General features: G+C 64.5%; 23 protein-coding genes. 15 read left to right on the plus strand and 8 right to left on the minus strand.

Annotated elements, in window-relative coordinates; translation table 11 throughout:
- Positions 1–100: 100 nt before the first annotated feature.
- Both GFD32_RS11975 and GFD32_RS11980 read left to right on the plus strand, forming a co-directional pair.
- Entirely contained in the window at positions 101–1519 is a 1419-nt protein-coding gene (locus GFD32_RS11975) for an MmgE/PrpD family protein (RefSeq protein WP_163576849.1), read from the plus strand.
- A gap of 61 nt (positions 1520–1580) precedes the next feature.
- Positions 1581–2861: an MmgE/PrpD family protein gene (locus GFD32_RS11980; protein ID WP_163576850.1), complete on the plus strand. Its 1281-nt coding sequence runs from the start codon at positions 1581–1583 to the stop codon at positions 2859–2861.
- A 188-nt stretch (positions 2862–3049) separates the two neighbouring features.
- Here GFD32_RS11980 and GFD32_RS11985 read toward each other — a convergent pair whose 3' ends face one another.
- From GFD32_RS11985 to GFD32_RS12010, 6 genes are all read right to left on the minus strand, one after another.
- Positions 3050–4657, minus strand: a complete 1608-nt coding sequence (locus tag GFD32_RS11985; RefSeq protein ID WP_163576851.1) for a gamma-glutamyltransferase family protein — start codon at positions 4655–4657, stop codon at positions 3050–3052.
- A gap of 30 nt (positions 4658–4687) precedes the next feature.
- A complete protein-coding gene (locus GFD32_RS11990; RefSeq protein WP_163576852.1) occupies positions 4688–6208 on the minus strand; it encodes a tripartite tricarboxylate transporter permease in 1521 nt (506 codons plus the stop codon).
- A gap of 17 nt (positions 6209–6225) precedes the next feature.
- Complete coding sequence (locus tag GFD32_RS11995) at positions 6226–6696, minus strand: tripartite tricarboxylate transporter TctB family protein (RefSeq protein ID WP_163576853.1); 471 nt, start codon at positions 6694–6696, stop codon at positions 6226–6228.
- Positions 6697–6752: 56 nt separating this feature from the next.
- Positions 6753–7715 carry a Bug family tripartite tricarboxylate transporter substrate binding protein gene (locus tag GFD32_RS12000; RefSeq protein WP_089688363.1) on the minus strand — a complete coding sequence of 321 codons (963 nt, stop codon included), beginning with the start codon at positions 7713–7715 and terminating at the stop codon, positions 6753–6755.
- Positions 7716–7835: 120 nt separating this feature from the next.
- Positions 7836–8366, minus strand: a complete 531-nt coding sequence (locus GFD32_RS12005; RefSeq protein WP_163576854.1) for a chromate transporter — start codon at positions 8364–8366, stop codon at positions 7836–7838.
- A complete protein-coding gene (locus GFD32_RS12010) occupies positions 8363–8935 on the minus strand; it encodes a chromate transporter (protein WP_089688359.1) in 573 nt (190 codons plus the stop codon). Before GFD32_RS12010 ends, GFD32_RS12005 begins: the two co-directional genes overlap by 4 nt.
- A gap of 151 nt (positions 8936–9086) precedes the next feature.
- Here GFD32_RS12010 and GFD32_RS12015 point away from each other — a divergent pair, with 151 nt between their 5' ends.
- The 3 genes from GFD32_RS12015 (at position 9087) to GFD32_RS12025 (ending at position 12752) form a co-directional block, all read left to right on the plus strand.
- Entirely contained in the window at positions 9087–9746 is a 660-nt protein-coding gene (locus tag GFD32_RS12015) for a GntR family transcriptional regulator (RefSeq protein WP_163576855.1), read from the plus strand.
- Positions 9747–9933: 187 nt separating this feature from the next.
- Positions 9934–10926: a TAXI family TRAP transporter solute-binding subunit gene (locus tag GFD32_RS12020; RefSeq protein ID WP_163576856.1), complete on the plus strand. Its 993-nt coding sequence runs from the start codon at positions 9934–9936 to the stop codon at positions 10924–10926.
- Between the two features lie 23 nt (positions 10927–10949).
- Positions 10950–12752, plus strand: coding sequence for a TRAP transporter permease (locus tag GFD32_RS12025; RefSeq protein WP_163576857.1), 1803 nt, complete (start codon positions 10950–10952; stop codon positions 12750–12752).
- 21 nt (positions 12753–12773) lie between these two features.
- On the opposite strand, the gene GFD32_RS12030 is transcribed toward GFD32_RS12025, so the two are convergent.
- Positions 12774–13355 (minus strand): hypothetical protein, encoded by a 582-nt coding sequence (locus tag GFD32_RS12030; protein ID WP_163576858.1) that lies wholly within the window; start codon positions 13353–13355, stop codon positions 12774–12776.
- Between the two features lie 115 nt (positions 13356–13470).
- On the opposite strand from GFD32_RS12030, the gene GFD32_RS12035 reads away from it, so the two are divergent.
- Both GFD32_RS12035 and GFD32_RS12040 read left to right on the plus strand, forming a co-directional pair.
- Entirely contained in the window at positions 13471–14868 is a 1398-nt protein-coding gene (locus GFD32_RS12035; protein ID WP_163576859.1) for an MBL fold metallo-hydrolase RNA specificity domain-containing protein, read from the plus strand.
- A 121-nt stretch (positions 14869–14989) separates the two neighbouring features.
- On the plus strand, positions 14990–15961 hold the full coding sequence (locus GFD32_RS12040; RefSeq protein ID WP_163576860.1) for an arsenic resistance protein: 972 nt from the start codon (positions 14990–14992) through the stop codon (positions 15959–15961).
- Between the two features lie 14 nt (positions 15962–15975).
- Here the strand turns inward: GFD32_RS12040 and GFD32_RS12045 are convergent, their stop codons facing one another.
- The gene (locus GFD32_RS12045) at positions 15976–16605 is read right to left on the minus strand and encodes an ankyrin repeat domain-containing protein (RefSeq protein ID WP_163576861.1); all 630 of its coding nucleotides are present in this window, start codon (positions 16603–16605) and stop codon (positions 15976–15978) included.
- A gap of 245 nt (positions 16606–16850) precedes the next feature.
- Here GFD32_RS12045 and GFD32_RS12050 point away from each other — a divergent pair, with 245 nt between their 5' ends.
- The 8 genes from GFD32_RS12050 to GFD32_RS12085 all read left to right on the plus strand — a co-directional run bounded on the left by GFD32_RS12050 (position 16851) and on the right by GFD32_RS12085 (position 24142).
- The gene (locus tag GFD32_RS12050) at positions 16851–17255 is read left to right on the plus strand and encodes a hypothetical protein (RefSeq protein ID WP_240455648.1); all 405 of its coding nucleotides are present in this window, start codon (positions 16851–16853) and stop codon (positions 17253–17255) included.
- A gap of 25 nt (positions 17256–17280) precedes the next feature.
- A complete protein-coding gene (locus GFD32_RS12055; protein WP_163576862.1) occupies positions 17281–17472 on the plus strand; it encodes a YgaP family membrane protein in 192 nt (63 codons plus the stop codon).
- Between the two features lie 153 nt (positions 17473–17625).
- Complete coding sequence (locus GFD32_RS12060) at positions 17626–18492, plus strand: MBL fold metallo-hydrolase (protein ID WP_163576863.1); 867 nt, start codon at positions 17626–17628, stop codon at positions 18490–18492.
- A gap of 119 nt (positions 18493–18611) precedes the next feature.
- On the plus strand, positions 18612–18980 hold the full coding sequence (locus GFD32_RS12065; protein WP_163576864.1) for an ArsR/SmtB family transcription factor: 369 nt from the start codon (positions 18612–18614) through the stop codon (positions 18978–18980).
- Between the two features lie 32 nt (positions 18981–19012).
- The gene (locus GFD32_RS12070; RefSeq protein WP_163576865.1) at positions 19013–21625 is read left to right on the plus strand and encodes an efflux RND transporter permease subunit; all 2613 of its coding nucleotides are present in this window, start codon (positions 19013–19015) and stop codon (positions 21623–21625) included.
- A 1-nt stretch (position 21626) separates the two neighbouring features.
- Positions 21627–22436 (plus strand): outer membrane lipoprotein-sorting protein, encoded by an 810-nt coding sequence (locus tag GFD32_RS12075; protein ID WP_163576866.1) that lies wholly within the window; start codon positions 21627–21629, stop codon positions 22434–22436.
- Positions 22436–23758, plus strand: a complete 1323-nt coding sequence (locus GFD32_RS12080; protein WP_205599124.1) for a DUF1302 domain-containing protein — start codon at positions 22436–22438, stop codon at positions 23756–23758. The genes GFD32_RS12075 and GFD32_RS12080 overlap by 1 nt, the downstream gene beginning before the upstream one ends.
- Before the next feature lie 189 nt (positions 23759–23947).
- Positions 23948–24142 (plus strand): YgaP family membrane protein, encoded by a 195-nt coding sequence (locus GFD32_RS12085; RefSeq protein WP_163576868.1) that lies wholly within the window; start codon positions 23948–23950, stop codon positions 24140–24142.
- The last annotated feature ends 179 nt before the right edge of the window (positions 24143–24321 follow it).

The raw sequence follows: 24321 nt of genomic DNA on the forward strand, positions 1-24321 counted from the left end.
CTGATCGCCTGAGTCGGTCAAATGAATCATCTAGCTGTCGGTGCATGGTCGGTGCGCCATGGCGGAGTGCGCCATATCAACCTAAAAGAAGGATTGCATGATGAAAAAAGACATCAACATTACGGACATGGCAGTTTCTTTCGTCGAGACGTTTCAGTATGAAGACATACCTCAGGAGGCCCTGGAAACGGCTCGACGCTGCATCGTGGATACGGTTGGCTTGTACATTGCCGGAACCTCTGAAGACGTAGTGAAAATCCTGGCGCGTGAAGCGCTCGATGAAGGCGGAAATCCTGAAGCCCTGCTGTTGATGGGGGGAGGTCGCAAGGTGCCCGGTAGCAAGGCGGCACGGGTGATGGGAACGGCTGGGCATGCGCATGACTGGGACGACACTCAAGTGAGTCATGATCCCGACCACCATTATGGATTGCTCACGCACCCTTCCGTTCCACCATTGACCGGGGCATTGGTCGCAGCCCAGGCCGAGGGGGTCACCAGCGGCAGGGCCATCATGACGGCTTTCCTGGCCGGTTTCGAAGTCGAAACCAAGGTGTCCGAGTGGATGCAGGCAGACCATTACCTGCGAGGCCATCATAGCTCGGGTACCGTCGGCACGCTTGGCGCCTGTGTCGCGGCAGCCAAGATCATGGGTCTGAAGGGGGACTCTCTACGTCATGCCATCGGCATGGCCGCCAGCTTTGCGGCAGGCATTCGCTGCAATTTCGGCACGATGACCAAGCCGCTGCACGTAGGGCGCGCTGCAGAGAACGGCGTGACGGCCGCGCGCCTTGCCGCCAGAGGGGTGACGGCCGATCCGACCGCACTCGATGGCCGCTGGGGCTTGCCTACGGTCATGTCGGGTGGCGTATCGGCCGACAAGGCGGCGGCCGGTTTCGCCAATCCTCTGTCCATCGTGTCGCCTGGCGTGAGCATAAAGCCTTACCCTTCCGGTATCGTCACGCACCAGTCGATGGATGCCTTGCTGGAACTCGTGAAAGAGCATGACGTCGATCCTGCGAAGGTGACGTCGATCGATTTCTTTGCGGGCAGCAACATTCTCAACCCGATTCGCTACGCGGTTGCCAAGAACCATTTGCAAGCCAAGTTCTCGATGGCAGCGCTGTTGTCGATGATCGTTCTCTATCGTCAAGCCGGTCGGCAGCAGTTCACCGATGAGGTCGTGGCTGGAGATGCCATGCAGGACATGCAGGCCAGGGTCCACACGCATCTGGATCGGCATATCGAGAGCATCGGCTTCGACAAGATTCGTTCGCGAATCGAGCTCACTCTCGAAGACGGTCAGGTACTCGTCAAGGAGGCCGACGACCGGTACCGCGGAGGACCGGCCAAGCCGATGTCCGATGACGACCTGGCTGACAAGTTCAGGGCGTGTACCGCCGGGTTGATCGATCCTTCGACTCAGGCTGCGATTCTTGCGCAGACTCAGCGCATCGATGAGTCGGAAGACGTTTCGGCTCTCTTGTCCGAAGTGATGGGTAGCGTTTCCTCGGTTGCGTGAATCGTCGGGGCGTGATCGAAGCCGACGTTCGACCGCGCCCTCTCTCGAGGCGGGAATGACAATGACAGCAACCGATGATCTGGTGAGGTTCGTCACCAATCTATCATTCGATGAGTTGCCCAGCGCGGTCGTCGAGACGACCCAGAACCTGATGCTGGATTGGTTGGGGTCGGGAATTGCCGGTCGTCACTTGCATCCGGCTCCCTGCTTCGGGCGCGTCGTCGAGGGTATCGCTCCCGGCGAAGGGGCTAGCGATATCCTGACTGGCGCCTCTCGTCGCTCTTCCTTCGCGGCGTCGATGATCAATGCAGCGGCGGGCAACATCGTCGAGCAGAATGACTTGCACAACGCGTCGATCCTGCATCCCGGAGCCGTGGTTTTTCCTGTCGTTCTGGCTCTTGCCCAGGAACGGGGCCTTAGCGGTCGTGACGCGGTCGTCGCTGCCGTGGCCGGCTATGAAGCCGGTATCCGGGTGGGTGAGTGCCTCGGCGCATCGCATTATCGGTGCTGGCACACGACGGCTACCGTGGGAACGCTGGCCGCGGCGATGGCTGCCGGCCGTGCGATGCGTCTCGACCACCGATCCATGTTGCATGCCCTGGGCAGTGCCGGCACGCAAGCGTCCGGCCTCTGGGCCTTCATTCACGATGATGCCGATTCGCGCCCATTGCATGCCGCCAAGGCGGCCAGCAATGGGCTGCTGGCCGCCGCTCTCGCTCAGCAGGGAGTCACGGGGGCCAGTGACATCTTGCTGGGCCGGCAGGGGATGGGAGAGGCGATGTCCGACTGCGTCGACGCGGATCGCCTCGTCGACGGGCTAGGCCGACGCTGGGGAGTGCTCGAGACGTCGCTCAAATACCATGCCTCTTGTCGCCATACCCACCCTGGAGCCGATGCTTTCATGTCGCTGTGCAAGGATGAACGATTGGCCATGGAGGATATCGTCGGCGTCAGCGTTGGCGTGCATCGAGGGGCGCTTGACGTACTCAACCCGTCGGTCGCCCCCGAGACGATCAGTGAGGCGAAGTTTTCGATGGGCTGTGTGCTGGGGTTATTGGCGCATTACGGTTCTGCCGGTGTCGAGGCTTTCACGCTCGACACGATTCGCAACCCACGAGTCCGTGATTTCGCGAAGCGCGTCACCATGGCATTCGACCCGGAGGTCGATGCTGCTTACCCACGGAAGTGGGTCGGCAAGGTCGTCGTGACCACGCGGGATCGGCGTACGATCGAGCGCCGCCTGGATCATCCCAAGGGCGATCCTCAGAATCCGTTGAGCGAGGAAGAGCGACTGGCCAAGTTCCGCTGTTTGGCCGACGCCGGTGGCTTGCAGGAGGTCTAAGCCGTGGATCGTTTGATCGATTGGACGCAAACCTTGTCGCAGCGCGATCGGGTCGGTTCTCTCATGCAGTGGCTCGCCTGACGGCGGCCTTGCACATCGCCTGCCCGTGCGGGTCGGCGCCTCGTCCTCGATGAGAATCTCGAGGGGCCGAGTTCGACCTCGGCCCCTCGAGTCGAGTGCCGGCTGGGCTACCAGGCCAGCACGGCGGCGTCGGTCCTGGGCTCGGTGCCGCCGCACAGCACGCCGCTGTCCGGGTCGCGCAGGATGACCTGGCCGCGCCCGAAGCTGATGGGGTCGGCCTGCTTGACGATGTGGTGGCCGCGGCGTGCCAGGGCTTGTGCCAGGTGGTCGGGGAAGTGCGGCTCCACCTCGACGGTTCGGCCTCGCGTCCACTTCCAGCGCGGCGTGTCCAGGGCGGCCTGCGGGTTGAGGTGGTCTTCCAGCATGCCGGTGATCACCTGCACGTGACCCTGGGGCTGCATGAACCCTCCCATGACGCCGAAGGGGCCGATGGCCTGACCGTGGCGCGTGATGAAACCGGGAATGATGGTGTGATAGGGGCGCTTGCCCGGGGCCAGGGCGTTGGCGTGGTTCGGGTCCAGCTTGAAGGACCAACCGCGGTTCTGCAGGCTGATTCCCGTGCCGGGCACCACGATGCCGGAGCCGAAGCCTTTGAAGTTGCTCTGAATCAACGACACCATGTTGCCGTCGTCGTCGGCGGTGGCGAGATAGACGGTGCCGCCGCTGATCGGATTGCCGTGCTCCGGGTCCAGTGCGCGCTCGCCGATGGCGGCAGCGCGCGCTTTCAGGTAGCCGTCATCCAGCAGCTGGTCGACGCTGGGCTGCATGTCGCCGGGCTCGGTGATGTAGTGCAGTCCGTCGACGTAGGCCAGCTTGGTGGCTTCGATTCGCCGATGCAGCGTTTCCACCGGGTCGCGGCCCTCCGCGCCGAGGTGTTCCAGCATGCGCAGGGCTTGCAGGGCGATCAGGCCGCAGCCGTTGGGCGGGATCTCCCAGATTTCGTGGTCGCGATAGGTGGTGCCGATCGGCTCGACCCATTCCGGCGCGTAGGCGGCCAGGTCCTCGCGGCGCAGCAGGCCGCCGTGCTCGCGGAAGAAGGCGTCGATCCGCTCGGCCAGCTCGCCGGCGTAGAACGACTTGGCGTGGGTTTCGGCGATGCTGCGAAGCGTCGAGGCGTGATCGGGCGAAGCCCACATCTCGCCAGGGCGTGGAGCTCGCTGGTGGGGCGCGAAAGTATCGAACCAGGGGCGGAAGGCGGGTTCTTCGTAAGCCGCGTAGCCGTCGAAGGCCTCTTCCCACATCTGGCTGACGACCGGTGAAATGGGGAAGCCCCGCTCGGCGTAGGCGATGGCCGGGGCGAGCAGTTCGGCGAACGGCAGACGCCCGAAGCGTTCGGAAAGGGCCGCCCAGGCGGCGGGCGCGCCGGGCACGGTGACCGGGATCATGCCGTGTTCGGGCATGGTGTCGTGGCCGAGCGAGCGCACCCGCTCGAGGGTGGCCGCTTGCGGGGCCGGACCGCTGGCATTCAGACCGTGCAGCTTGCCATCGATCCAGACGATGGCGAAGGCGTCGCTGCCCAGGCCGTTGGACGTCGGCTCCACCACCGTCAGGGCGGCGGCGGTGGCGATGGCGGCATCCACGGCGTTGCCGCCCTGGCGAAGCATCTGCATGCCGGCCTCGGCACCTAGCGGTTGCGACGTGGCGACCATGCCGCGCCGGCCGAACGTGGCCATGCGTCGGGAGGGGCTGGGGTAAAAGCGGGCATCGTGCTGCATGCGAAATCCTCCATGGGTATTCGGTAGCGATCAGGCGTCGTGGCTAGCGGCCGCTTCGCGCCGGTGGCGTTCGATCTTGCGGTTCTGATAGAGCGAGAAGATCACCGAGGCGAGGGCGAGAGCGAGGAACAGGGCCGACAGCGGGCGCGTCAGGAAGGTCAGCCAGCTGCTGTCGAGCTCGAGCGCCCGAAACAGTTGGCGCTCCAGATTGTTGCCCAGTACCACGCCGAGAATCAGTGGCGTCAGCGGCACGCGGGCTTTCCAAAGCAGATAGCCGACGACCCCGAAGCCGAACAGCACCCAGACGTCGAACAGGTTGTTGTTCAGTGCGTAGGAGCCGATGGCGCACAGCATCAGCACCACGGGAACGAGAATCTGCTGGGGAATCAAGGATATCTTGGCGAACCAGCGGACCAGGAAGAGCTGACACAGCACCATGATGACAGCACCGATCAGCAGGCTGGCGTAAATGGCGCCGACCAGGACCGGGTTCTGCTCGAACATCAACGGCCCCGGCGTGATGCCGTGCAGGATCAGCACGCCCATCATGATGGCCATGGGCAGGTCGCCGGGAATGCCCAGCGCCAGCGTGGGTACGAAGGCGCCGCCGGCTACCGCGCTGTTGGAGGCTTCCGAGGCCACGATGCCGTCCGGGATTCCCGTACCGAAGCGTTCGGGGTGGCGCGAGAATTTCTTGGCCTGGTCGTAGCTGACGAAGTTGGCCACGGTGCCACCGGTGCCGGGCAGGGCGCCCACCAGGCTGCCGATCAGCGACGAGCGCAGGGTGTTGACCTTCTGGCCGGCCATGTCCTGGGCGATGCGCCGGTAAGGGATCGAGACGTTGGTGTCGACCTTCTGGCCGGCCACACGCGATTCGTCGCGTAGATCCTCGAGGTTTCCCATCAACTGCGAGAAGGCGAAGATCCCGATCATTACCGGCAGCATTTCGAAGCCGGCATCCAGGAACGGGAAACCGAAATCGAAACGCAGGTTGCTGTTGCGATCGTAGCCCACGGTGGTGATGAGCAGGCCGAGTGCGGCGGCCAGCAGCCCCTTGAGCAGTGCGCCCTGCGACAGCCCGGCCACCAGCGTCAGGGCGAACAGGATGAGCGCGGTGATCTCCCAGGGGCGAAACTGCATGCTGAAGTGGGCGATCAGCGGGCCGAAATAGACCAGCACGGCCACGCTGATCAGCGTGCCGATGAACGAGGCGGCGACGCCGATGCCCAGCGCGCGCCCGGGCTCGCCGCGCTGGGCCATGGGATAGCCGTCGTAGACCGTGGTGATCGAGGAAGGGGTGCCGGGAATGCCGAGCATGACGCCCGATACGATGCCTCCCGAGTAGCCCCCCACGAAGACGCCCACCATCAAGGCGACGCCACTGACCGGGTCCATGGCGAAGGTGAAGGGGAACACCACGAGAATCGCCATCGTGACGGTGAAGCCGGGTATGCTGCCGCCGATGATGCCGAAAAGAACGCCAATCAGGATCAGCAGCAGCACGGAGGGGCTGCTGACCAGGGAGAGGGCTTGTAGGAAGAAGTCAGCCATGGGTCACTCCAACGATGTCACGGCAGCCAGACGTTGAGGCCGAAGCGGAAGATGACGTAGACCGAGAAGGTCAGGGTCACGGAAACCGCCAGATTGATGAGCCATTTGCGCTTCGTGTCCACCCCCATCAGCAGGGCCAGAGAGGCGAGCAGAAAGGCCAGGGTGGCGGCGATGTAGCCGATGATCGGAAGCAATGCGGCATACAGTCCGAACGCACCGAACAGCGCGAGTATGGAGCGGTTCTGGATGATCCACTCCCGCCAGGCGTGACGCGGAGCGGGGGAGCGGTTGGGCGACCCGAAGAACGTGCGCACCAGAATGAGCAGCGACAGCAAGGCGACCACCGCCAGTAGAATGCGCGGAAAGAGTGCGGAGCCGTAGGGTTGCCAGCTGGTGGGTTCGGGAATGTTGCGCGTTTCCACGAGCATGATGCCGGTGATGAGCAACATCGCAAGCGCAAGCGCGCGATCCTTCGTCAAGGTCAGCATGGTCAGTGTCTCCGGATTCCCTCCGGTGGCCTGGGTCACCGGAGGGAAGTGCCGTTTCAGTTCTGGAAGTCGATGTTTTCCGCGGCGGCGCTGAGTGCGGCTTCGTTCTCGTCGAGGAAGTCCTGGTAGTCGTCACCGGCCAGGAAGCGCACCACCGAGCCGAATTCGTTCTCGATGCGGCTGCGCACCTCGTCGTCTTCCAGTGCCTTGCCGTAGGCTTCCGCCAGGGTGTCCTGCACCTCTTGGGGCGTTCCCTTGGGAGCGAACAGGCCGCGGCTAGTGGAGTGGTCCATTTCGATGCCCTGCTCACGCAGCGTGGCGACGTCGGGCAGGCTGTCGAGCCGTTCCGGGTGAGCGACGCCGAGCGGCGTGAAACTGCCGTCCTCGAAGAACTGGCCGGCGGAGGGCAGGTTGAACATGGCGAAGTCGATCTCTTCGGCAAGCAGGGCGGACACCTGTTCGCCGGTGTCCGGATAGCCGACCAGGCGCACGTCCGCCATGTCGATGCCGGCGGCATCGAAGAATTGCACCCAGAAGAAGTGATCCGTGGAGCTGGGGATCATGCTGAAGCGAACCTCGCCCGGGTTCTCTTCCACGTAGTCGGCGATTTCGTCGGCGCTCTTGACCTCGTGATTGGCATGGGCCACCGGGAGGTTGATGGTCTGGGTCAGCAGCGCGATGGGTTCGAAGGCATCGTAGGAATAGTCCACGGTGCCCGCGAGCTTGGAGAGGGCGATGGTGTCGTGGCTGCCGAGCAGCGTATAGCCATCGGGGTCGGCGTCTTTCACGTTGCGCGAGCCCAGCGTCGCGCCTGCGCCCGCCTGGTTGACGGGTACGATCGATTCGCCGAGATGCTGCTCGGCCTCCTGCGAGATCAGCCGAAAGATGATGTCCGTGGCGCCGCCGGGACCATAGGGAATGACCAGGCGGATGTCCTGCTCGGGGTAATCGGCCTGGGCCGAACCGGCGACGGCGAGGCCGAAAGCGGCGATTAGGGGAGTCAGCTTGTTGCGGATCATGGTAACACCTCGTCTTGTGTCTTTTGTCTTGGCGCTCTTCGCGGGGCGAAGAGCTGGGGTGTGAGCCTGTGCTCCGGCGCGTCGATTGTTGTTGAATGGCATGTTCTTGGGTCGTATGGATCAGCCGAGAAAGATACCTCCATAGGCTAGGGCGGCCATCACGATGAAGGCCGGGTGGATGCGAAAACGCAGCAGGGCAAGCGCAGCGACGGCGCCGATCACCAAGGTGTGAAGCAGGCCGGCCGCGTGCAGGCCTTCGCTGAAGAAACTCCAGGTCAACCATGCCATCATCATGGTGATGACCGGGCGAACCCACTGGCTCATGCGCTTCACCCGCGGGGAGTCGCGGTAGCGATACAGCAGCCCCAGGGCGCCGAGCATGAGCAGTAGAGACGGCACGACGGTGGCGAGCACGGCGACCAGGGCGCCCCCCACGCCGGCGATTTCGAAGCCGACCTGCCCGGCCATCTTGGTGGCGATGGGGCTGGGCAGGGCGTTGCCGAGCGCCAGCGTTTCCGCGAATTGCTGAGCGGACATCCACTCGTAGCGTCCGACGACCTCGGCCTCGATCAGGGGAATGATGGCGGGCCCACCGCCGTAGCCGATGATGTTGGGGATGAAGAAAGCCAGAAACAGTTCCCAGTAGATCACTTGTCGGCCTCCTGCCCGTTTCCGTCGGGCTTGAGCATGGCGGCCAGCAGCAAGGCGCCGATGACCCAGCCGGGATGCAGGCCGAGCAGGTAGATCAATACGCCGGCGGCGGCACACATGCCCAGACTGACGGCGTTGCCGAGAGACAGACGCGACTTGTTCCAGAAGTCGAGGGTCAACTGCGCCATCATCACCATGACGACCGGGATGACGGCCTGGCTCATGCCTTGGATCCAGCTCTGGTCGCGGTAGTGTCGGAAGGCCCCGAGCAGCAGGATCATGGCGACGATCATGGGAACGATGACGGCCGAAACGGCGATGATGCAGCCGGCATAGCCGGCGATGCGGTAGCCGATGTAGCCGGGCATCTTGGTCGCGATGGGGCCGGGCAGCGTGTTGGCGATGGCGAGAATGTCGGCGAAGGATTCGTCGTCGAGCCAGCGGTGGCGGGTGACGACTTCTTGCCGGATCAGCGGGATCATGGCGGGCCCGCCGCCGAAGCCCAGCAGGCCGATGCGGGTGAAGGCACCCAGCAGCGAGCCGAGCGGGGCCGGGGTCTGCCGAGTCATGCCCGACCTCGGCGATGGGGGTTTGGAATTGATTTTGTTGTCATGATCACTTTTTAAGTCAAAAAATCGATTATATGGTCTAGAATATAGGTTGCTCGATGAGCCGTCGTCAACCTCCGAAGTGCGGGGGCCGTGCAAGGGAGAAGGGAAGATGGGAGCTTTCAATCGCGAGGAGGGCGTCACGGCGTCCAGTCGAATCTACGACACCTTGCGCCAGGAACTGGTCAACGGGCGCTTTGCGGCGGGCGAGAAGCTGGCGATCAGCTCGCTCAAGGAGCGTTATGGCGTGGGCTTGAGCCCGCTGCGAGAGGCGCTCAATCGCTTGGCTGCGTACGGGTTGCTGATTCAGGAGAATCAGCGAGGTTTCCGGGTGCCACGCCTGGCGCGGGAGGAACTCGACGACATTGCCGACATGCGCCGCGAGCTGGAATGCATGGCGCTGGAACGTGCCATCGAGCGGGGCGATGCCGAGTGGGAGTCGGAATTGTTGGCAGCGGCGCATCGCCTCAAGCGCGCCGACGAGACACCCGAGAAGGTCGACGAGTGGGAGGCGATGCATACGCGCTTCCACCGGACTCTGGTGGCTCCTTGCGGCTCGGTTTGGCTGCTGCGCTTCATCGAGCAGTTGCACGATCAATTCGACCGCTACCGCCGCTTGGCACCGAACGTTCCCGAAGTGCGTCGCGTGCTGGATGCACAGCATGGCGAGCTGGTGAACCTGGCGCTGGACCGGCAGGTGCAGGCCGCACGCGACCTCATGGACGACCATATCCAGCGCTCCTATGAGGTGGCGCTGGGAAGCTTTTCGTGAGCGCCAGGGGTGGCCCCGTTTCGCGACCCAGGGTGGCCGGGTAGCGAACACGACGTGGTCGAGACGCTGGAAAACGGGTGTTCATGCGGCGAAAAATCGGCATGATAGGGAGCGGTATCCGATGCCCTTAGCGGAGCATCCATAACAAACTCGCCCCGACCACTGGACACGCAGAAAGGAGCCCTACATGTCCCGCCTTTCCCGTTCTCGCGCGACTCGCCCTCTGTCCCGCCCCCTTCTCGCCTCGGCCATCGCCGTCGTGCTGGGAGCCAGCGCCTTCGGCGCCCAGGCCGAGACCCGCGTGACGTACAAGTCGGCGTCGGCCGGCACCGCCTACTATCAAATGGGCGTGGAGCTGTCGGAGGCCATCGATCGGGGCACCGATGGTGAGGTCTCCCTGACCCTGGAAGAGAGCCAGGGCTCGGTGCAGAACGTGATGGAAGTGATGGCCCGCCAGGGCAACTACGTGTTTACCACGCCGCCGGGCTTGATCGACAGCGCCCAGGCCGGCGAAGGGCCTTTCGCCGATCGCCAGAGTCCCCGCTTCCAGGAGATTCGCGGACTCTTCCCGATTCCGGCCATCACCATGCACTTCGTGGTGGCCGACGATGCCGGCGTGCTGGCGCTGGAGGACCTCGAGGGCAAGCACATCCTGATCGGGCGCGGCAGCTTCGGCGCGCGCGAGGCGCAGCGCTATCTCGAGCTGTTCGACCTCGACGACGAGGTGGAGGTGGCGGATGCCGACATCGGTAGCGGCCCCGATGCGCTCAAGAACGGGCAGATCGACGCTTTCGTCACGGCGAGCTCCTTCCCCACGCCCAACGTGATCGAAACCGCGGCCAGCATGCCGGTCAGCCTGGTGAGCCTCACCGAGGCGCAGATCGAGCAGACCGGTGCGGCGCATCAGACGATCCCGGGCGGCACCTACAACGGCATCGACGAAGACGTCGAGACCACCTCGCTGCCGGTGATCGCCTACACCACCACCAACATGGACGACGAGACGGCCTATACGCTGACCAAGACCTTCTGGGAGCGTCGCGAGACGATGGCCGAGGAGTCGCCGTGGTGGGGCGGCATTACTCACGACATGATCGGCAACATCGCCGGTCGCCTGCACCCGGGGGCGGTACGCTACTACGACGAGGCCGGCATCGAGGTTCCCGACGCGCTGCGCTGATGGTTCGTTAACGGTTCATTCCTATGTCATCGACGTTATCACCGGCGGCTGAGGCCGCCGGTTCGCTGTTCATGCGCGTGCATCCGGCCTGGGTGGCGCTCGGTGCGGTATCGGTCGCCTTTCACCTGGGGTTGATCTTCTACGGGCTCACGCCGGCGATGATCAGTCGCCCCATCCACATGGCGCTGCTGCTGCCCTGGGTGCTGATTTTCGCGGCACGCACCTCTTGGCAGCGGATCAGCGGCTGGGGATTGACCCTGCTCGGGGTGGCGGCCTGTGCCTACATCGTGTTCAACGAGTCGGCGCTGGCCGATCAGTACGGCTTCATCGATACGCCGTGGCAGATGGCCGTTGGCGTCTTCCTGATCGGCCTGGCGCTGGAGACGGCGCGGCGGGCCATCGGCTGGCCGTTGCCGCTGGTGGCCCTGGTGGCGCTGCTCTACGGTCTGCTTGGCGAGTACGTGCCGGGGCAGTTCGGCCATCAGGGCATTCCTACGGGGAGCTTCATCGGTACGCTGACCATCACCGAGGGCGGTTTGTGGGGCAAGCTGACCGGGGTGAGCGCCGGGGTAGTGGCGATCTTCGTGATCTTCGGTGCCGTGCTCAATGCCGGTGAGGCGGGGCGCGGTTTCATGAACATGGCGAGTGCCGTGGCGGGCCGGTTGACCGGCGGAGCGGCCAAGGTGTCGGTGATTTCCTCGGCGCTGATGGGCTCGATTTCGGGGTCGGCTTCGGCCAACGTCGCTTCGACCGGCGCCATCACCATTCCCGGCATGGTGCGCTTGGGCTATCCCCGCTCGCTGGCCGGTGGCGTGGAGGCGGTGGCTTCCTCGGGGGGGCAGATCATGCCACCGTTGATGGGTGCCGGGGCTTTCGTGATGGTGGAGCTCACCGGCACGCCCTATACCCAGATCATGGCGGCGGCCATGCTGCCAGCGGTGCTCTATTTCGCCACGGTATGGGTGGGCATCAATGCCTTCGCCACCCGCTACGACCTGCGTCCCATGGCAGCCAGCGAACAGCCGAGCGGCAAGGAAGTGTTGATCACCTCGCTGTTCTTCGCCGTGCCGTTCGCCGTCCTGCTCGAGCGCATCTTTGTGGGCGGCGTGACTCCGCAGTATGCCGCCAGCCTGGCCATCTTCGTGGGGGTGGCGCTGCTGTTGTTCGACGTGACGCTGCGCTTCTCGCTGGCCGGGTTCGCCGAACGCTTCGCCGAGGCGCTGGTGACCGCCGGCAAGCAGGTGGCCACCATCGGCGCCATCATCATCTGTGCCTCGTTGGTGATCGGCGTGCTGGGCATGACCGGGTTGGGGGTGAAAATCACCTCGGGGATCCTGTCGCTGTCCGGCGACCTGCTGTGGCCGGCGCTGTTGCTGACGGCGCTGGCATGCCTGGTGTTGGGCATGGAGGTGCCGACCACCGCTGCTTACGTGATCTGCGTGTCGGTGGCGGGGCCGGCGCTGACCGAGCTGGGGTTGCCGCCGCTGCTCGCGCACCTCTTCGTGTTCTGGTATGCGCTGCTCTCGACCATCACCCCGCCGGTGTGCGGTGGGGTGTTCATCGCTGCCGGCATGGCCGGCGAGAACTGGCTCAAGGTAGCCATCAAGGCTATGGCGCTGGGCATCGGTCTCTACCTGATTCCGCTGGCCATGGTGGCCAATCCCGACGTCATTCGCCTGGCCTTCGATCCCGCCTGGGCGCTTTTCGATGCGCTGAAGATCGCCGTGGGCCTGGGGGCGATTTCCTATGGCGTGATCGCCCGACGCGCGGTGTGGTTGCGCGTAGTGATGGTGGCAGCCGGGGCGGCGGTGATCTTCGTGCGGTGATACGAGAGCGTGACGCGGGGCTCAGTCTCGTGACTCGAATTGCGTCACCACCGGCGCTTCCGGCCAGATGACGGGATCCTGCGGCAGCTTCTCCCGGCCGAACAGCACCCAGGTATCCAGCGCCGGGCCGAGATCCTCGACCAGCTTCAGGCGCTGGGGGTGGCGCTCCAACGCGTCTCGCGCGCAGATGCCGGCCTCGAAACGACCGTCGAGCAGCCCTTCGGCCACGTCGACGATGGTCGGCGCTTCGATCTGCTCCGTATAGCCGCTCAGGTCGGTGTAGTGACGGGTGGCCGGCTGCAGGCCGAGGGTGCGCGGCGTTTCGATCTCCTGCCTGGCGAGCACCGCCAGCGGTTGGCTGCCGGCGATGAAGGCATCCACCGGAAAGGCGCGGTGCATGTAGCGGCCCACGCACTCGCCATGGCTGGGATGGGCGGTGCACTGCAGCACGAAGTCGGTGGTGCCTTCGAGCAGGGCGTCGAAGGCGTCCATGAAACGCTCGGCCAGTTGGACCGGCGCTTGCCTCATGCCGCGCGCGGCGAGATAGCGCTCGAGTACCAGCGCGTGGTTGCTGCCGGCGGGGCCTAGGGTCGTGAAGTGCATGTTGGCTCCTGTGCCAGTGCTGGGACGGTGGCGTTGGCTTGGCCCCTGCTATCGGCATGATGCGTGATTCCGTTATGCTGAAGCCGAGCATCCATTCCAGCAAGGAGCCGTCGCCATGTCGACATTGACCTTCCAGGGAGCGGTGGGAGAAGTCACCGGTTCGCGTTATCTGCTCGAGGTGGATGGCGATGGCCGGCAACACGCGTTGCTGCTCGAGTGCGGGCTGCATCAGGGCGGGGCGGAGGCCGACCGGGCCAATGCCAAGCCGCTGGGAGCGTTGGCCAAGCGGCTCGAGGCAGTGGTGCTGTCTCACGGCCATCTGGATCATTCCGGCCTGCTGCCCAAGCTGGTGCGTGACGGCTATCGCGGGCCGATCCACTGCACGCGGGATACCGCCGAGCTGCTGGAGATCATGCTCGAGGATGCGGCCTTCGTGATGGCCAAGGACATCGAGTTCGAGAACAAGTGGCGCAAGCGCGCCGACAAGCCGCTCTACACCATCGACGATGTGGCCGACACCCTGGCGCTGTGCGTGCCCCACGGTTACGGGCAGCCGGTCGATCTCCCCGGCGGCGTGACTCTGGTTTTCCGCGATGCTGGGCACATCCTCGGTTCGGCGATCGTCGAGCTGATGGTGCCCTCGGGCGGCCGGCAGCGCCATCTGGTTTTCTCCGGTGACCTCGGCAACCCCGGTTCGGTGCTGATGAAGGATCCCGAGACGCTGCACGAGGCGGATCTGGTGCTCATGGAGAGCACCTATGGCGACCGCGATCACCGTCCGCTCGAGGAGACCCTGGAGGAGTTCGCCCAGGTGCTCGACGACGCCCAGGCGGCCGGCGGCAACGTGCTGATTCCCGCCTTCGCGGTGGGGCGCACCCAGGAGATCCTCTACCACCTGAGCGTGCTATACCATGAAGGGCGGTTGAAACAGCAGGTGGTGTTCCTTGACAGCCCCATGGCGATTCGCGTCACCGAACTTTACAACCGGCTACGCAAATCGCTCAACCGCGACGACCTCAAGGTGCTCAACGTGGCGGCCCAGGGCGACCCTTCTCAGTATCTTCCCATCCTGCGCCTGACCCGCAGCGTCGAGGAGTCCATGGCGATCAACCGTATCCACGGTGGGGCGATCGTCATTGCCGGCGCCGGCATGTGCAATGGCGGGCGCATTCTCCATCATTTCCGCTATAACCTGGCCAAGCCCAGCACGCGAGTGGTGATCGTCGGCTTCCAGGCTGCCGGCACTCTGGGGCGTGCGCTGGTGGACGGTGCCGAGCGCGTCAAGGTGCTCGGCGAGGAGCTGCCGGTGAAGGCCAAGGTACATACCATCGGCGGCTTTTCCGCCCATGCCGGGCAGAGCGAGCTGATCGGCTGGGCCGGCGCCTTTCGCAATCGGCCGCTATTCTACTTGGTTCACGGCGAGCCGGAGGCGCAGCGAGTGCTGCAACGGGCACTGGCCGATGCCGGTATCGATGCCGAGATTCCCGACTTTCAGGACTGCATTCCGCTCTAGTTGGCGCTGATAAGAGCGGGGTGCGACAACATGCCCCTTGGCGGTTGCGCTCAAACATTATATAAATTTATATATTGTTTGAGCGCACGGCCGTTTGGCCGTCGACGGCAGGGGGCACGGCATGGCGATACTGGCAAGGCTGACGCGCAATCTGGTCATTGCCATTCCGCTGACCATGGTGCTGGGGCTGGTCTACGGCAGCGTGGCACCGGTGGCTTGGCTGACGGCCCTCGTCGTGCCGCTGACCCTGCTCATGGTCTACCCCATGATGGTCAACCTGAAGCTGAAACAGCTCTGGCAGAGTGGCGGGGCCCGTGCGCTGGGGTTGGCGCAACTGATCAATTTCGCCGTAATTCCTTTCGTGGCGTTCGCCATGGGGCGACTATGGTTCGCCGAGCAGCCTTATCTGGCGTTGGGGCTGCTGCTCGCTGCCCTGCTGCCCACCAGCGGCATGACGATTTCCTGGACCGGCTTCGCCAAGGGCGACGTCGCTACTGCCATCAAGATGACGGTGGTGGGATTATTGCTCGGCTCGCTGGTGACGCCACTCTACGTTCAGGCCTTGATGGGCGCGAGCATACCGGTCGACATGCTGGCCGTATTCCGTCAGATCCTGCTGGTAGTGGGGCTTCCGCTGGTTGCCGGCCAGCTGACGCGGCACTATTTGGTCGGCAAGCACGGCCAGGCCGCCTTTCAGAAGACATGGGCACCGCGATTCCCACCGCTGTCGACCCTGGGCGTGCTGGGTATCGTCTTCGTCGCCATGGCGCTCAAGGCCGATGAGCTGGTGGGTCAACCGGCATTGCTGATCGAGATCGCCGTGCCGCTGCTCGCCCTTTACCTGATCAACTTTGCACTCAGCACCTGGGTGGCCCACCGCTTCCTGTCGCGCGGCGACGGCATCGCGCTGGTCTACGGTACGGTGATGCGCAATCTCTCCATTGCCTTGGCCTTGGCCATGAATGCCTTCGGCGAGGCCGGTACCGATGCCGCTCTGCTGGTGGCGCTGGCCTATGTCGTGCAGGTGCAGGCTGCGGCCTGGTACGTACGCTTGACGCCGAGGCTGTTCGGCCCGGCCGAGGAGGGCGCATGAGCTTCTCGAGGCGTTCAGTCGGCGCTGGCGCCGGCGGTCTGCAGGCGTTGGACCACGGCGTCATGGCCTCCCTTGCGCGCCCAGGAGAGCGGCGTGGTGTCGTCCAGAGCGCGATGGTTCACGTCGGCGCCGTGCTCGATGAGCCGCTCCACCAGCGTCAGACGGCCATCCTTGGCGGCCCAGATCAGCGCCGTCCAGCCGCTGTCGCGGTCGGCGACACCGACCCTGGCGCCGGCCTCCAGCAGCCGCTGGGTGGCGGACTCCTCACCGTTGACCACGGCGACCATCAGTGCCGTATAGCCGGCCGCGTCGCGGTGTTCGAGGTCGCTGCCCCGCGCGATCAGAGCATCGAGCAGGCTGACGTGGCCGTTGGCAGCCGCCTTCATCAGCGCCGTCCAGCCGCAACCATCGCTGGCATCGACGTTGGTGCCGGCATCCAGCATCGCCAAGACTTCCTGGGTGTCGCCTCGCTCGGCGGCGCGGGTCAGGGGCGTGCGCCCCTGGGCGTCGAGCTCGGGCGCCGTGTCTTCCAGCAGGCCTGGCAGCACCAGCGCGACGAACAGGACCAGCAGCGCCAGAACGATGCCGCTGACCATGGGGTAGCGACGATAGGGCAGGGTGAGCCACTGCAGTGGAGAAGGCATGACGAAGACTCCTGGCATTCGTATCCAGAGTACGGGATTCGTGGGCAGCAGGAGTGCGCCATGTTGTCTCATGGCAACGTTCTGGATCATTTAAGTTGATGCAAATCAACAACTTTTTCTAGCGCCGTGCACGAAGCTCGAAACAGGATTAGCCTGTTCGGGAGGATATTGTTATTAACTAATGAGATTTTGTTATGAAAAAGATGTTCATGATGACGGTGGCCACCGCACTGACGCTGCCGGTAATGGCCTCGTACGTGCTGGCGCAGGACGACGACCGGGCCCTGGTGATCCTGACCAGCGATTCGCTGCAGACCCAGGGCATGGCGATGATTCTTTCCAATGCCATGCAGCAGCAGGGCACGGATCTGTCGGTTCTGCTGTGCGATGCGGCGGGGGATCTGGCCGTCGAGGGATATTCGAGTGCCGAGGCCATCACCACGCCGCCGAGCAATCCGGCCGGTCAGGTCAAGCCGGAAGGCATTCTGCAGATGCTCATGGACAACGGCGCCAAGGTGGACGTGTGCGCCATCTACCTGCCCAACAGCGAGTACGAGGAAGAGGATTTGCGCGAGGGTGTCGGCGTGGCGGCACCCGGCCCGATGGCCGAGATGATGCGCGATCCGTCCATTCCGGTGTTCTCTTTCTAAACCACCCGTCGCGGAGGTGATAGCCATGAAAAGCAACGTAGGCGGCATCGACAAGATTGCCCGGATCGCCGTGGGCATCGTGCTGATACTGCTGGCCCTGACCGGAACCATCGGAGTCTGGGGCTGGATCGGCGTGGTACCGTTGGCAACGGGCCTGTTCAATTTCTGCCCGGCTTACAAGCTGTTCGGCATCAATACCTGCAAACTGAAACAGTAGGCCTGACGGTCGTCAAAGCCTGAAACGGGGCGGTGCCCTTCGTGCTGCGGAGGGTGTCGCCTTGACTTCGTGAGGCATACGGTTCCCCCGATGTCGATCGTTCTGCGGGCACCGTCTTTGCGCGAGGGCTAGCCGCAACCAAGGAGGCACTCCATGTCTCGACCCATGATCACCCATTTCTTCGATGAACCCACCAATACCTTCAGCTACGTCGTTCGCGATCCCGACAGTCGAGCCTGCGCGATTCTCGATTCGGTGCTCGACTTCGACTACGCTGCCGGACGCACCGATGTGCGCTCGGCCGACGCGATCATCGCCTTCATCGAGCGGGAGGGGTTGAGCGTCGAGTGGATTCTCGAGACCCACGTTCATGCCGACCATCTCTCCGCTGCGCCCTATCTGCACGACAAGCTGGGCGGCAAGACGGGCATCGGCGCCAGGATCGTCGAAGTGCAGGCGATCTTCGGCAAGACCTTCAACGCCGGTACCGAGTTCGCCCGTGACGGTAGCCAGTTCGACCGCCTCTTCGAGGAGGGCGACACCTTTGCCATCGGCAATCTGGAAGGCCGGGTGTTGCACACGCCGGGCCATACGCCAGCCTGCCTGACCTACGTGATCGGCGATGCCGCTTTCGTTGGCGACACCCTGTTCATGCCCGATTACGGCACCGCACGCTGCGACTTTCCCGGCGGCGACGCGCGCACGCTCTATCGTTCCATTCAGAAGGTGCTGGCGCTGCCGGAAGAGACGCGGCTCTTCCTGTGTCACGATTACCAGGCGCCGGGGCGCGAGACCTATCAGCACGAAACCACGGTGGCCGAACAGCGTGCCCACAACGTGCACGTTCACGACGGCATTTCCGAGGATGAGTTCGTCAAGATGCGTACCGAGCGCGATGCCACCCTGGGCATGCCTCGGCTGATCATTCCCTCGGTGCAGGTGAACATGCGGGCGGGGGAGATGCCGCCGGCGGAGGACGACGGGCAGGTATATCTGAAGGTGCCGCTGAACCGTTTCTGATCCCCGATGCTCGTTCGAAAGCAGCGGGGAAGCCATGTCAAACAATATACTTGAAAACATAATGTGTTTAGGTATATTGTTAGCGCCGACCCTGCCGAGAGACTGCGGAGCCCTGGACGATGCCCGATACCTCGATGCTCGATGTGAACGACATGCGCGATGCCGCAACGGAGGCGACCGCCTTGCTGCGTGCGCTGGCCCATGAGGACCGTCTGCTGCTGCTGTGCCAGTTGAGCCAGGAGGAGCTGTGCGTCAGCGACCTGGAAGCGCGCCTGGACATCCACCAGCCGAGCCTCTCCCAGCAGCTCGGGGTGCTGCGTAAGCAGGGGCTGGTGGCCACGCGCCGCGAGGGCAAGCACATCTTCTACCGCATCGCCGATGACAAGGTGCTCAACGTGCTGCAGGTGCTCTACACGCAGTTCTGTGCCGGGGCGACGCCGTCCGGCAGTCCAACCGCGACCGAGTCATCCACGACCGCCAGCGACTGATCCTTTCCTCGTTCTTCGGAGACCTACGAGCCATGGGTGACACCCTTGCACGGTTCAGCATGCGGCATTACCGCTGGGTGTTCGCGGCGGTGGTGGCGCTGGTGGTGGCGCTGGCGGCCTTGATTCCGCGCATCGCCATCGATACCGACCCGGAAAACATGCTGGCCAGCGATCAGGCGGATCGCGTCTTCGATGCCCGCATCGACGAGCGCTTCGATCTCTACGATACCATCGTGGTGGGGCTGGTCAGCGAGCGCGACGAGGTGGGTATCTACCACCCCGATGCATTGGCCGGGCTGCATGCGCTGACTCGGGAAATCCAGGCTATGGAGGGGGTGGTGGCTGACGAGGTGATGTCGCTGGCCACCGTCGACAACGTCGAGCAGGTCACGCCCGGCACCATCAGCTTCGACTGGCTAATGGACGCGCCCCCCGAGACGCCGGAGGCCGCCGCCGAACTGCGCGAGGCGGTCGAGCGGCTGCCGATGTTTTTGGGGTCGTTGGTCTCGGAAGACGGCCAGGCCGCCGGCATCTTCGTGCCCATCGAGGACAAGAACGAAAGCCATCGCATCGCCACCGAGATCGAAGCGGCGGTCGCCGAGCTCGGCATCGAGGAGGCGGTGCACGTCACCGGGCAGCCGGTGGCACAGGATACCTTCGGCGTGCAGATGTTCCAGCAGATGGCCATCTCGGCGCCGTTGGCCGGGCTGCTCATCTTCGTCGTCATGGTGTTCTTCTTCCGCAGCGTGCCGGTGGTGGTGGCGCCCATGCTGCTGGCCATGGCCACGGTGATCGCCACCATGGGCCTGTTGATCGGCCTGGGTTACACCGTGCACATCATGAGCTCGATGATCCCCATCTTCCTGATGCCCATCGCCGTGGTGGACTCGGTGCACGTGATGTCCGACTTCTCGGATCGCTGGCGCTCGGGGGGCGACCCCCGCGAGGTGATGGCCGAGGTCATCCAGGAGCTCCACAAGCCGATCATCTTCACGTCGCTGACCACCAGCGTGGGCTTCGGCTCGCTGGTGCTGTCGCCGATTCCCCCGGTGCAGGTGTTCGGCGCCTTCGTCGCCTTCGGCGTGCTGCTGGCCATGGTGCTGAGCCTGACCTTTCTGCCCGCCTACGTGGCCGCGCTGCCTACGCGCACCCTCGACCGCATGGCCGAGCGCGTGCATCGCACGGCGGCTCAGGAGGGTGACGGTGGCCGTCTGGCGCGCCTCGTGGCGGCCACCGGGCGACTGGCCACGGCCCGCCACCGCTGGTTGCTGATGCTCTTCCTGGGCCTGCTCGGCGTGGCCGTCTACGGCATCACCCAGATTCAGATCAACGACAATCCGACACGCTGGTTCAAGGCCGACCACGAGATCCGCGTCGCCGACCGGGTGCTCAACGAGCATTTCGCCGGCACCTACGAAGCCTACCTGGTGCTGGAGCAGCGTGAAGGGGGCGACCTGGAATCGCTGCTTGCCGAGCGTGCCGCGCCGATTCTCGACGAGGCCCGCCAGGCCGGCGTCATGCTGGAAGACGACTGGCGCAACCTGCTGGACGAGAGCCGCGGAGACGATGCCCAGTCCACCCTGGACAACTTGATGTTCGCCATCGACGACCGCCTCTTCGAGGTGAGTGGCGAAGAGGTCGAGTGGTGGGAGCGGTTGCTCGACGCCGCCGAAGCCGTGCGCAGCGAGGCGCTGACCTTCCAGTCTCCCGAGAATCTGCGCTACATGGCCGACCTGCAGGCGCACCTGGAAGGGGAGGGCCATGTCGGCAAGGCCAACTCCCTGGCCGACCTGGTGCGCACCGTCAACCGCGAGCTGGTCAGCGGCGAGCCGTCGGATTTCCGCATCCCCGACAGCGGCGCCGGTGTCGCCCAGGCGATCCTCAGCTATCAGTCGTCGCATCGCCCCGGCGACCTGTGGCACTTCGTCGCCGATGACTACCGCTCGGCCAACGTCTGGCTGCAGCTGCCCAGCGGCGACAACCAGGACATGCAGCGCGTGCTCGACGCCGTGGAGGCCTACGTGGCGGACAACCCGCTGCCCGAGGGGCTGGCCATGGAGTGGGCGGGCAGCACCTACATCAATCTGGTGTGGCAGGGCGAAATGGTGGCGGGGATGCTGCTGGCGCTGCTCTCGGCCTTTGCGGTGGTGCTGGTGATGATGGTGGTGCTGTTCCGCTCGCTGTGGCTGGGCCTGCTCGCCATGCTGCCGCTGACCCTAACCGTGGCGTTGATCTACGGCGTGATGGGGTTGGTCGGCAAGGACTACGACATGCCGGTGGCGGTGCTCTCGGCATTGAGTCTGGGCCTCTCGGTGGATTTCGCCATCCACTTCATTCAGCGACTGCGTGAGGCGGTGGCCGAAGCCGGCAGCTGGCGCGAGGGTATGACCCTGGTCTTCCAGGAGCCGGCCCGCGCCATCGCCCGCAACGCCATCGTCATCGCCCTGGGCTTCACGCCGCTGCTGGTCGCGCCGCTGATGCCCTACGTCACCGTCGGCATCTTCCTGGCCAGCATCATGGCCGTTTCCGCCCTGGTGACCCTGCTGATGCTGCCCGCCGTGGTCGCGACCTGGCCGCAGCGTTTCTTCGCCGAGCCGGCACATGCCGTGTCCGACGTGTCGGCCGATACCCCCAAGGAGGTGTGAGATGACCCCTGTCCGCCTGTATCGAACCCTGTTGATCGCTGCTGCGCTGGGGCTGAGTGCACTCTCCGGAGCGGCTCTGGCTCAGTCCACCGATGTCGCCGAGATCGTCGAGCGCGCCAATCAGGCCTCGTTCTACGCTGGCGACGACGGCCGCAGCGAGGCACGCATGCGCATCTTCGACGGCAGCGGTCGCGAGCAGGTGCGCCAGTTCACCCTGCTGCGCCGTGACGGCGACGCAGGCCGTCAGCGCTATCTGGTAGCCTTCAGCCGGCCGTCCGATGTGCGCGATACGGTCTTCCTGGTGCACAAGAACCCGGGAGCCGACGACGACCGCTGGCTCTACCTGCCGGGACTCGACCTGGTACGGCGCATCGCGCCGGGCGACAAGCGCACCAGCTTCGTCGGCTCGCACGTCTTCTACGAGGACGTTTCCGGCCGCCACCTCGAAGACGATACCCATGAACTCATCGACACCACCGACGAGCATTACGTGGTGAAAAGTACCCCGAAGGATCCCGGCAGCGTCGAGTTTGCCCACTTCACCACCTGGGTCGACCGCGATACCTGGTTGCCCATGCGCAGCGAGTACGTCGACGGCGGCGGCGATGTCTATCGCCGCATGACCATCGAGGCGGTGGAGGAGATCGACGGCTATCCCACCGGCACGCGCATGCGCATGGAAGACCTCGACTCCGGAGGCCACACCTTGGTGGAGTTCCGTTTCAGCGCCTACGACCTGGGCATTCCCGAGTCGGTGTTCACCGAGCGCTCGCTGCGCAACCCGCCGCGGCAATGGCTGGAGCGGCAGTGATGAAACGCTGGTTAGAGGCGAGAGCGCAACGTCGTGTGGCGATGGCGATGATTCTGCTGCTCGCCGCCGCTCCGTTGGCTGCCCAAGAGGAGGGCGGGGACGATGATTGGGGCGACGATCCCTGGGGCGAGGAGGCCTCGGCCTTCTCCTGGTACGGCTTCGTCGAGGGGGCGAGTGCCTGGCGCACACAGGACAGCCCCGCCATCGACGAGGACATGACCCTCGAGGAGTTGCGCTTGCAGCTCGAAGGCGAGTACCTCACCGATTGGGCCACCTTCACGGTCAAGGCCGATGGCGTGGCGGATGGCGTCGAGGACGAGCTCACCGGCGAGGTGCGCGAGGCGATGGTGAGCTTCTCCCCCGGCGAGCGTTTCGACGTGCGCCTGGGGCGCCAGGTGCTGACCTGGGGTACCGGCGACCTGCTGTTCGTCAACGACCTCTTCCCCAAGGACTGGCAATCGTTCCTTTCCGGCCGCGACGACGACTACCTCAAGGCGCCCAGCGACGCCGCCCGTGTCAGCTGGTTCGGTGAGGCGGTGAATCTGGAGGCGGTGGTGACGCCGCGCTTCGAGCCCGACCGCTACGTGGACGGCTCGCGGCTCGGCTATTACGACCCGGCGCGCGGCGCGATCGTCGGCGCCCCACCCGAGCTCGACGCCGACGAGCCTTCCCACTCCGCCGACAATGCCGAGCTGGCGTTGCGACTCTACGGCCTGGCCGGCAGCCAGGAGTGGGCGATCTACGGCTATCGCGGCTTCTTCGGCCAGCCCACTGCCTTCGACCCCGAGCGCGGGGTGGCCACCTTCGCCCGGCTGAACAGCCTGGGGGCGAGCCTGCGTGGGCCGCTCAAAGGCGGGATCTACAACCTCGAGACGGCTTGGTACGACTCCGCGGACGACCGTCACGGCAGCGACCCCAACGTGCCCAACAGCGAACTGCGCCTGCTGGGCGGCTACGAGCGCGAGATGGCCACCCACTTCACGGTGGGCACCCAGTACTATCTGGAGTGGCTGCAGGACCATGACGACTACGTGGCGAGCTATCCCTTCGCGGCCGATGATCGGCGAGACGAATTCCGTCACGTGGTCACCCTGCGTCTGACCTATCGGATGCTGCGCGACAACCTCACTCTCGGGCTCATGAACTTCTACTCGCCGAGCGACGACGACGCCTTCATTCGTCCTACGGTCGGCTGGCGCTACAGCGACAACCTGCGCTTCGACGCCGGGGCCAACCTGTTCACCGGCGACCGCGACAGCACCTTCTACGGGCAGTTCGAGGAGAACGGCAATGTATTTCTGCGTGCCCGCTACAGCTTTTAGGGCGCCACGACCTACGCTGGCGCAGTCCACCCGACGAGAGGCGCCGGGGACAGGTCGAAGAGGGGGTCATTTGCCAGGGATGGCAAATGTAGCGCCCAGGGAGGGGTTCACAGCGCCCCCTCGTAGACATGTCGACGGATCAGCCTCGAGATAAGCCACTGCTGGTAAGACCATTCAAGGAGATCGACCATGACCATCGATGAAGCCCTTCGCCTGATCGCCGGCACCTTCGTGCTGCTCTCCGTGCTGCTCGGCTATTTCGTCCACCCCGGCTGGTTTTTGTTTACCGGCTTCGTGGCGCTGAACCTGATGCAGTCCGCCTTCACCCGCTGGTGCCCGATGATCACCATTTTACGCAAGGCCGGCCTGCGCGAAGCCCGCTGAGCGTACCGCTGTCGCATTACCTCCCCTTGCCCCTGCCATCGCAGGGGTTTTTTTGAGCTCGGGGACTCCCGAAATGTCTTTTGTCATCAGAGGGTTACTGTAATATTACGTCAATATTAAGAGCTTGCTAATAATTAGTTGATTCATATCAAGCGCATCGACCTTGGTCGAGGCTAGTC

This window comes from Halomonas faecis, assembly GCF_010993975.1.
Lineage (GTDB): Bacteria > Pseudomonadota > Gammaproteobacteria > Pseudomonadales > Halomonadaceae > Halomonas > Halomonas faecis.